The sequence below is a fragment of the Pseudorhodobacter sp. genome, assembly GCF_030452865.1.
Lineage (GTDB): Bacteria > Pseudomonadota > Alphaproteobacteria > Rhodobacterales > Rhodobacteraceae > Pseudorhodobacter.
The window spans coordinates 1-8,490 of sequence record NZ_JAKDLJ010000128.1; the positions used below are offsets into that span (position 1 = coordinate 1).

An 8,490-nucleotide genomic window follows, 5' to 3' on the forward strand; every position below is an offset into this window, starting at 1 on the left:
GATATGAGAAAAAGGCAATCCGCGAAGGTCGCCCGCAGCATTATCTGACCTATCTGCGGATTGACGACCAGGACACTCCCGCCATTCGTTGATGCGCGCGGCCCGCGCATCGCCTCAGTGTTGGGCCGTGCCGCCTGCGGGTGCCCGCGGCAGCTCAGCCTTGCTTCGGCCTTTCAGGGCGAGGTGGCCTTGCCCGGTATACTGGTAAGCGCCAGTTAAACGCGATACTGCCCGCCCGCAGCACGAAGGTGACACCGGCACAGGCCAAGAGTGCAAGCATTCCGTCATCGGTCAGCAGGCTGGTCATAACCGCAGCACCCGCACCCGCAAAAGCCGCAGTCGCGTAAAGCTCACCCTGCTTCAGAACCAGCGGCACCTCGTTGCACACAACGTCACGCATCAAACCGCCGAAACATCCCGTCGCCACGCCCATAACCAGAACAATTGCCCAGTGGTGTCCCAAACCCATCGCGACACCGGCCCCGGCAGGCACCGCAATCGCAAGCGCAAAAGCATCGAGCCAGACAATCGCGCGATAGCGACTTTCCAGCAAATGCGCGCCGAAGAACACCACAACAGCCGCGCAGACCGCCGCCAGCAGGATTGCGGGGTCAGCGACCCAAAAAACCAGATCGCGGTTCAGCAACAGATCGCGGATGGTGCCGCCGCCCACCGCCGTCAGGCAGGCGACAAAGATGAACCCGACCAAATCCAACTGGCTGCGCGACGCGACCAACGCGCCGGTCAGGGCGAACACCGCGACCGAAGCGTAGTCCAGCGCCATAAGCAAAGTCATTTCCCGCCCGTGGATTTAGCGGGCTTGTAAGGTGCCATCCCGGCGCGCGCCAGCTCATCTGCGCGTTCGTTTTCGGCATGCCCGGCGTGGCCCTTGATCCAGCGCCAGTCCACCTCATGGGTTGCGCGCGCGGCGTCCAACCGTTGCCACAAATCGACGTTCTTCACGGCAGAACCCGCAGACGTGCGCCAGTTCTTGCGCTTCCACCCCGCCAACCATTCGGTGATCCCCTTTTTCACATAGGCGCTGTCAGTAACGAGGATAAGCCGGGACGGGCGCGCCAATGCCTCCAGCGCCGAAATCGCCGCCATCAATTCCATCCGGTTGTTGGTGGTGTCCGGCTCACCGCCTTGCAATGTCCGCTCTCTGACCACCTGCTCGCCGTCCCGCGCCAGCATCAGCACACCCCAGCCCCCAGGGCCGGGATTGCCGGAACAGGCACCATCGGTATAGGCGTAAAGATCGGGCATCTTCGGTTCCTTTTTGATCGCCTCATCTAGGCGGGGGCCGGCCAAAGGTCAACGCAACCGTGGCGATTTCATCTTGGTGGCAATACCTTCCGGGGGGAATTCGCCTTCAGGCGAAGGGGGGCGGAAAGCCCCCGCTACGGCCTCACGTCTCGCGCAGCAGGCGTGGCACTTTGAATTCCACGTTTTCCTGCGCAGCTTCCACCACCTCGAGGCGGGTGTCATAGCGCGCATGGAACGCGTCAATCACCTCATTGACAAGAACCTCCGGCGCACTCGCCCCTGCCGTGATGCCGACGGCGCGGATCCCCTCCAGCGCGCGCCAGTCGATATCTCCGGCACGTTGCACAAGCTGGGCATAGCCACAGCCGGCCGCCCGCCCGACCTCTACCAAGCGCTGGGAGTTGGAGGAATTCGGTGCGCCGATCACCAAAAGCGCGTCGATCCGCGAGGCGATGGCTTTGACGGCAGCCTGACGATTGGTGGTTGCGTAGCAGATATCTTCCTTATGCGGCCCGACGATGCTTGGAAAGCGCGCCTGAAGGGCGGCCACGATGCCTGCTGTATCGTCGACCGAAAGCGTGGTCTGGGTGATATAGGCCAGCTTTTGCGGGTCGCGCACTTGCAAGGTTGCGACATCCGCTTCGGTCTCCACCAACAGAACTTCGCCTTGCGGCAATTGGCCCATGGTGCCGATGGTTTCAGGGTGGCCATCGTGACCAATCATCACCATTTGCAACCCTTCCGCTGAATGGCGCGCGGCTTCATTGTGCACCTTGGTCACCAGCGGGCAGGTTGCATCGACGGCAATCATGCGGCGGGCTTCGGCAGCAGCGGGCACCGATTTCGGCACACCATGGGCCGAAAAGATCACCGGGCGGTCATCGGGGCATTCCGACAACTCTTCAACAAACACCGCCCCTTTGGCGCGCAGATCATCAACCACGAATTTATTGTGCACAATCTCGTGCCGGACATAGACAGGCGCGCCCCATTTTTGCAACGCAAGTTCCACGATCTTGATCGCCCGGTCCACGCCTGCACAAAAGCCGCGCGGTGCGGCGAGGTAAAGCGTCAGGGGCGGGCGGGACATGCGTGATCCTTCTCACGGTGGGTGTTGGTGCCTGTCTAGGGTGATGCCGCGCCAAGGTCCAGCGCCCCAGCGATCGTCATTGGCGCACAATGGAAACCGCGCCTGGGCAATCCGCAGCAATCCTGGGTCAAATATATTGAGGCAGAGCAGGCCGGTGGCGCGGAACCGGTTGCCTGCAACAGCGCTGCGCATGAAAAAAAGGGGCTCAGGGCCCCTCTTTCCGGCTGCGGTCCCGCCCCGGAGCCTGCGCCCGAGGACAACCACAAGACGCTATTTCACGTCGGCAATCTCTTCGATTCCATCATGTTCAAAGCGCGGTTCCCGTGGCGGGCGACCGATCACATCGCGCAATTCATCCAGCTCGATGAAATTGTCGGCCTGTCGGCGCAATTCATCCGCGATCATTGGCGGTTGGCTACGAATGGTGGAGACGACGGAAACCCGCACCCCCTGCCGTTGCAGACTTTCCACCAGAGGCCGAAAATCGCCGTCGCCCGAGAAGATCACCGCATGATCTATGCGCGGAGCGAGTTCCATTGCGTCCACCGTCAACTCAATGTCCATATTGCCTTTGACTTTGCGTCGACCCTGGCTGTCAGTGTATTCTTTGGCTGCTTTTGTCACCATCGAGAAGCCGTTGTAGTGCAGCCAATCCACCAACGGGCGAATCGGGGAGTAATCGTCATTCTCCAGCAACGCAGTGTAGTAGAACGCCCGTAGAAGTTTGCCGCGACGCATGAATTCATGCCGAAGCAGCTTGTAATCAATGTCAAACCCCAGTGACTTCGCAGCCGCATAGAGATTGGAACCATCGATGAACAGGGCGAGTCTTTCGTCCTTGTAAAACACTCTTGTTCCCCTCAAAAAAAATCACTGACATCATTTTCGAGAGTGGATTTGCGACGAAAATGGTTTGGTCAGCGAATAAGAAATATTACGCTGTGCATGATGAGGACTTCAAGCGCAACTATACGGAAGTGTCAGGGGGAAAAGATCACAAATTCGGTCATTTTGCTGGCCTTTGGGGCAAATCTGCCTGTTGACGTGGCGTCAGGTGAGCAGCTCCCCGCTGAAACAATAGCACTATCGCTGGTTGATCTCTCCGGCGCGGGTTTCCGCTTGCGCCGGTTTAGCAGGCTTTACGCGACGCCGTGTTTTCCGTCCGGAACCGGGCCGGATTATGTGAATGCAGCCGCCGTCTTTGAAGCCGGGCCCGATCTCACTCCTGATTCGATTCTGGCTGCCCTTCACCGGGTCGAGGCGGCGCATGGGCGGCGGCGCAGCACGCGCTGGGCCGGGCGGACTCTGGATATCGACCTGCTAGCCATAGGGGACACGGTTCGCCCTGATTTGCGGGGTTTTCTTCACTGGCAACGGCTTGCCCCGGTGGATCAAGCCCGGCTTGCCCCGGATCGGCTGATCCTGCCACATCCACGACTGGCAGAGCGCGCCTTTGTTCTGGTGCCGTTGGCTGAGGTAGCACCCGATTGGCGGCACCCGGTTCTCGGCCAAACTGTGGCGCAGATGCGCGATGCGCTGCCCCCTGCGGATCTTGCGGCGATCCACCTATTGTAAGTGCAGCGCGATTCGAACCGGGCCGATCCCGCTACCGGAGCGCCTCCAAGTGCCGCGCATTGTGGTAAAAGACTTGTGATCCAGCGGATTGCATTGGATTTCCCCGGCAGATCAGGCCGACAGTGGCCTTAATGTGCTTGTCAAGGGATTGGGCACCCCTTACATAGACCGTTCCTATTCCCATATCTGAAAGGGTGTCTCCATGGCCCGCGTCACGGTTGAAGATTGCGTTGATAAAGTTCCGAACCGGTTTGAGCTGGTAATGCTCGCCGCGCATCGTGCCCGTGAGATTCAGGCTGGATCGCCGCTGACGGTTGACCGCGACAACGACAAGAACCCGGTGGTTTCCCTGCGCGAGATCGCGGATGAAACCCAATCTGCCGACAGCCTGCGTGAGCGGATGATCGAAAGCCACCAGACCCAGATTGAGGTGGATGAGCCGGAGGAAGACCAGATGTCGCTGCTGATGGGCGGCGAGATGGATCGCCCGGCAACCGACGACATGTCGGAAGAACGCTTGCTGCGGGCGCTGATGGAAGCCCAAGGCGCCAACTGAAGCCGCAGGTAGGATGGGCGGGGATGATCGACGTCGAAGACCTGGTCGCCCTCGTCCACAATTACAATCCCCGTTCCAACGCCGAACTGATCCGCGCGGCCTATGCTTACGGTCTGCGTGTGCATGGTGGTCAGTTTCGCCATTCGGGTGAGCCGTATTTCACCCATCCCGTTGCCGTGGCTGCGATCCTGACCGAACAGCGGCTGGATGACGCCACCATCGTCACCGCACTTTTGCACGATACCATCGAAGACACCAAAGCCACTTACAGCGAAGTGGCGACCCTTTTCGGTGAGGAAGTGGCAGAGCTGGTTGATGGTGTCACCAAGCTGACCAACCTGCAACTGTCGTCTTCGCATTCGAAACAGGCCGAAAACTTCCGCAAGCTGTTCATGGCGATGTCCAAGGATCTGCGGGTGATCCTTGTGAAGCTGGCCGACCGGTTGCACAACATGCGCACCATCAAATCCATGCGGGCCGAAAAGCAGGCGCAAAAAGCCCGCGAAACGATGGAAATCTTTGCGCCTCTTGCAGGTCGCATGGGCATGCAATGGATGCGGGAGGAGTTGGAGGATCTGGCGTTCCGCGTCCTCAACCCCGATGCGCGCAATTCCATCATCCGCCGCTTCATCACGCTGCAACGCGAAGCGGGCGATGTTGTCTACAAGATCACCGCCGATATCCGGACCGAGCTTGACCGCGCCAATATTGATGCCGATGTGTTCGGGCGGGCCAAGAAACCCTATTCCGTCTGGCGCAAGATGCAGGAAAAGGATCTGTCGTTCTCGCGCCTGTCAGACATCTACGGCTTTCGCATCATCACCAAGACCGAGGCCGATTGTTACCGCGTGCTGGGTGTGATCCATCAACGCTGGCGCGCGGTGCCGGGGCGGTTCAAGGATTACATCAGCCAGCCGAAAAACAACGGCTACCGTTCCATCCACACCACGGTTTCGGGCCGCGATGGCAAGCGGGTGGAGGTGCAAATCCGCACCCGTCAGATGCATGAGGTTGCCGAAGCCGGGGTCGCGGCGCATTGGTCCTACCGTGAAGGCGTGCGGGCCAATAACCCCTTTGCCGTTGATCCGGCGAAATGGATCGCCAAACTGAACGAAAATATGGATGACGAAGACCATGACGCCTTCATGGAAAACGTCAAACTGGAGATGTTCACCGATCAGGTATTCTGTTTCACACCCAAAGGCGATGTAATCCAGCTTCCGCGCGGTGCGACGCCGCTCGATTTCGCCTATGCGATTCATACCCGCGTCGGCAATTCCACGGTGTCGACCAAGGTTGATGGCATCCGGGTGCCACTTTGGACCCGGTTGAAAAACGGCCAGTCGGTGGAGATCATTTCTGCCGAAGGTCAGCGCCCGCAAGCCAGTTGGATTGAGATTGTCACAACCGGGCGTGCCAAATCCGCCATCCGTCGTTCCTTGCGGGAAGAAGATCGGGGACGTTTTGTGAAGCTGGGGCGTGAATTGACCCGTGCCGCTTTTGAAAACATCGGTCGCAAAGTCAATGACAAGGCGCTGAGCACTGCCGCCCGCATGTTGGGCCTGGTTGATGAGATTGACCTGTTGGCGCGTGTCGGTTCCGCTGAGTTGGCGGCGCGGCGGGTGATTGAAACGCTTTACCCGGACCTTTCGCGGGATGACAGCCATGAGGTGGACTCGCGGCGGCCTGTGGTCGGGCTTGGCGATGATCAGACCTTCCGCCGTGCAAATTGTTGCCAGCCGGTGCCGGGGGAGCGGATTGTCGGCATCACCTATCGCGGTTTGGGTGTCGTGGTCCATGCCATCGACTGCCCGGTTCTGGCGGAGTTGGAGGATCAGCCCGAACGCTGGGTCGACCTCAACTGGCATTCGGGGCGCCATGCGCCGGTGAACACGGTCCGGCTCGATCTGACGATTTCGAACGATGCGGGGGTGTTGGGTCGGATCTGCACCTTGATCGGCGAGCAGAAAGCCAATATCTCGGACCTGCAATTCATGGATCGCAAACCTGATTTCTATCGCTTGCAGATGGATGTCGACCTGCGCGATCTCGAACACTTTCATATGATCATGACAGCCCTTGAAGCGGAAACCGATGTGGCAGAGGTTAGCCGCAATCGCGACATGCGGCGAAAGCCCTGATCGACAGATACGAAGGAAACGTCTGGGCATGGTATTCAAGCGTCGCGACAAGCGATCATGGGGGCGGGCAGCGATCGAGGCGCTTTGGCCGCGTGGTGGCTGGAACCGCGCCGCCATGTACATGAAGCATCGGTTGCGACGCCTGCCGGATGCGCCCCACCGCATCGCGCGTGGCATTTTCGCCGGTATCCTTGTGTCATTCTCGCCGTTGTTCGGGCTGCATTTCGGCGGTGCCGCCCTGATCGCGTGGATCATGCGCGGCAACATTCTTGCCGCGCTGATGGCGACATTCGTGGGCAATCCGATCACCTTTCCTTTCATAGCGGCTTTCAGCGTGGAATTCGGGAATTTCCTGCTTGGTCATCCCGGCGTGATGTCGCCGTTGGAGATTTTCCGCGATTTCGGTCAGGCAAGCGCGGAGTTGACGCGCAACATCAGCTCGCTCTTTTCGTCTGAACCGGCGCATTGGGATCGGTTGAGCCGGTTCTTCTTTCGGGTCTATTGGCCCTATCTGGTGGGCGGCATCATTCCCGGCCTGATCGCGGGGACCGTGGGTTATTATGTCAGCCTGCCGATTATTCTGGCCTATCAGAACCGCCGCACGAAGAAGCTCCGGGAACGCATTGCCAAGCGGATCGCCGCGCGCGAAGCGGAAGCGGCGGGGCAGGGTATGAGCAGCCCCGTGAAAAGCGGCGTCAGCAAAGAAAAGCGCGCAAAGTCCGGGGATGACGCGGCGGTGACAAAAGCCTAGTCTGGTGACCAAGGCGCATTTGGGCAGGTGACGAGAAGGAAGGACAAGGGCATGAAAGCTTTGGGGCGGCTTCGGCTTGGTATCAATATCGACCATGTGGCAACCATCCGCAACGCGCGCGGGGGGGAGTTGCCAGACCCGCTGCGCGCCGCTTTGTTGGCAGAGGCAGCGGGCGCAGATGGCATCACCGCCCATCTGCGAGAAGATCGTCGCCACATCCGCGACGCGGACATTGAGGCGCTGATGGCGGGCATCTCCATCCCGTTGAATTTCGAATGTGCGGCGACGCCGGAAATGCTGGAAATTGCGTTGCGCCACAAACCGCATGCCGCCTGTCTGGTGCCGGAAAAGCGCGAGGAGCGGACGACGGAGGGCGGTCTGGACGTTGCCGGGGACGAGAAGCATCTGGCTGGCGTGGTCGCCGCGATGCGGGATGCAGGAATTCGTGTGTCGATGTTCATCGGACATGAGGCGCGGCAGATTGAAGCATCGGCGCGCATTGGTGCGGCCGTGGTCGAATTGCACACCGGGCGCTATTGTGACCTGACAGCGGAAGGCAAGCTGGACGCGGCGGCAGTTGAGTTTGAGGCGTTGCGCGTCGGCGCAGCCCATGCACACTCGTTGGGGTTGGAGGTTCATATGGGCCACGGCCTTGACTTTGAGACGGCGGCGCAAGTGGCCTGTTTCCCTGAGGTGATGGAGTTGAACATCGGCCATTTCCTGATCGGTGAGGCGGTATTCCGGGGTCTTGGCCCTTCGATTGAAGAAATGCGCCGCCGGATGGATCTTGCGCGCGCCGATATGGGTTGATCGGTGGCGGGCTGCATTGACGCTGGCGCAGGTCCAAAGGCGCTGTGCGGATGATCCTCGGGATTGGCACCGATCTTTGCAATATCGACCGGATCGAGGCAACGCTTGCCCGCTTCGGAGACCGCTTTCGCAACCGGGTTTTCACGGCTCGGGAACAGGCCCGTGCCGAAACCCGCGCGCATGCCGCCGCGACCTATGCCAAACGCTGGGCCGCGAAAGAGGCGTGTTCAAAGGCGCTTGGCACCGGCCTCAGGATGGGGATTGCGTGGAAGGATATGGCGGTCACCAACCTGCGCAGCGG

At 60.1% G+C, this 8,490-nt stretch carries 10 protein-coding genes; 6 read left to right on the forward strand and 4 right to left on the reverse strand.

Annotation, left to right across the window (positions count from 1 at the left end; translation table 11 throughout):
• Positions 1 to 154: 154 nt before the first annotated feature.
• The 4 genes from L0H65_RS09330 to L0H65_RS09345 form a co-directional block, all read right to left on the reverse strand.
• The gene (locus L0H65_RS09330) at positions 155 to 796 is read right to left on the reverse strand and encodes a trimeric intracellular cation channel family protein (protein ID WP_301458601.1); all 642 of its coding nucleotides are present in this window, start codon (positions 794 to 796) and stop codon (positions 155 to 157) included.
• Positions 793 to 1,266: a ribonuclease HI gene (rnhA, locus tag L0H65_RS09335; protein ID WP_301458602.1), complete on the reverse strand. Its 474-nt coding sequence runs from the start codon at positions 1,264 to 1,266 to the stop codon at positions 793 to 795. Before rnhA ends, L0H65_RS09330 begins: the two co-directional genes overlap by 4 nt.
• 142 nt (positions 1,267 to 1,408) lie before the next feature.
• Entirely contained in the window at positions 1,409 to 2,356 is a 948-nt protein-coding gene (gene ispH / locus L0H65_RS09340; protein WP_301458603.1) for a 4-hydroxy-3-methylbut-2-enyl diphosphate reductase, read from the reverse strand.
• Positions 2,357 to 2,626: 270 nt separating this feature from the next.
• The gene (locus L0H65_RS09345; protein ID WP_301458604.1) at positions 2,627 to 3,205 is read right to left on the reverse strand and encodes an NYN domain-containing protein; all 579 of its coding nucleotides are present in this window, start codon (positions 3,203 to 3,205) and stop codon (positions 2,627 to 2,629) included.
• 99 nt (positions 3,206 to 3,304) lie between these two features.
• On the opposite strand from L0H65_RS09345, the gene folK reads away from it, so the two are divergent.
• The 6 genes from folK to acpS all read left to right on the forward strand — a co-directional run.
• Positions 3,305 to 3,931 (forward strand): 2-amino-4-hydroxy-6-hydroxymethyldihydropteridine diphosphokinase, encoded by a 627-nt coding sequence (folK, locus tag L0H65_RS09350; protein ID WP_301458605.1) that lies wholly within the window; start codon positions 3,305 to 3,307, stop codon positions 3,929 to 3,931.
• A 202-nt stretch (positions 3,932 to 4,133) separates the two neighbouring features.
• Positions 4,134 to 4,487 carry a DNA-directed RNA polymerase subunit omega gene (rpoZ, locus tag L0H65_RS09355; RefSeq protein ID WP_301458606.1) on the forward strand — a complete coding sequence of 118 codons (354 nt, stop codon included), beginning with the start codon at positions 4,134 to 4,136 and terminating at the stop codon, positions 4,485 to 4,487.
• 23 nt (positions 4,488 to 4,510) lie between these two features.
• A complete protein-coding gene (locus tag L0H65_RS09360; protein WP_301458607.1) occupies positions 4,511 to 6,628 on the forward strand; it encodes a bifunctional (p)ppGpp synthetase/guanosine-3',5'-bis(diphosphate) 3'-pyrophosphohydrolase in 2,118 nt (705 codons plus the stop codon).
• A gap of 28 nt (positions 6,629 to 6,656) precedes the next feature.
• Complete coding sequence (locus L0H65_RS09365) at positions 6,657 to 7,379, forward strand: DUF2062 domain-containing protein (RefSeq protein WP_301458608.1); 723 nt, start codon at positions 6,657 to 6,659, stop codon at positions 7,377 to 7,379.
• Positions 7,380 to 7,430: 51 nt separating this feature from the next.
• The gene (locus L0H65_RS09370) at positions 7,431 to 8,189 is read left to right on the forward strand and encodes a pyridoxine 5'-phosphate synthase (protein WP_301458609.1); all 759 of its coding nucleotides are present in this window, start codon (positions 7,431 to 7,433) and stop codon (positions 8,187 to 8,189) included.
• Between the two features lie 50 nt (positions 8,190 to 8,239).
• Positions 8,240 to 8,490 (forward strand): holo-ACP synthase (gene acpS / locus L0H65_RS09375; RefSeq protein ID WP_301458610.1); only part of this gene is annotated, 251 nt, incomplete at its 3' end.

Excerpts from the sequence above, each read along its gene's own strand:
- folK (WP_301458605.1), top strand. The coding sequence starts at position 3,305 with ATGAGGACTTCAAGCGCAACTATACGGAAGTGTCAGGGGGAAAAGATC.
- rnhA (WP_301458602.1), bottom strand. The coding sequence starts at position 1,266 with ATGCCCGATCTTTACGCCTATACCGATGGTGCCTGTTCCGGCAATCCC.
- L0H65_RS09370 (WP_301458609.1), top strand. The coding sequence starts at position 7,431 with ATGAAAGCTTTGGGGCGGCTTCGGCTTGGTATCAATATCGACCATGTG.
- ispH (WP_301458603.1), bottom strand. The coding sequence starts at position 2,356 with ATGTCCCGCCCGCCCCTGACGCTTTACCTCGCCGCACCGCGCGGCTTT.
- rpoZ (WP_301458606.1), top strand. The coding sequence starts at position 4,134 with ATGGCCCGCGTCACGGTTGAAGATTGCGTTGATAAAGTTCCGAACCGG.
- L0H65_RS09360 (WP_301458607.1), top strand. The coding sequence starts at position 4,511 with ATGATCGACGTCGAAGACCTGGTCGCCCTCGTCCACAATTACAATCCC.
- L0H65_RS09330 (WP_301458601.1), bottom strand. The coding sequence starts at position 796 with ATGACTTTGCTTATGGCGCTGGACTACGCTTCGGTCGCGGTGTTCGCC.
- L0H65_RS09365 (WP_301458608.1), top strand. The coding sequence starts at position 6,657 with ATGGTATTCAAGCGTCGCGACAAGCGATCATGGGGGCGGGCAGCGATC.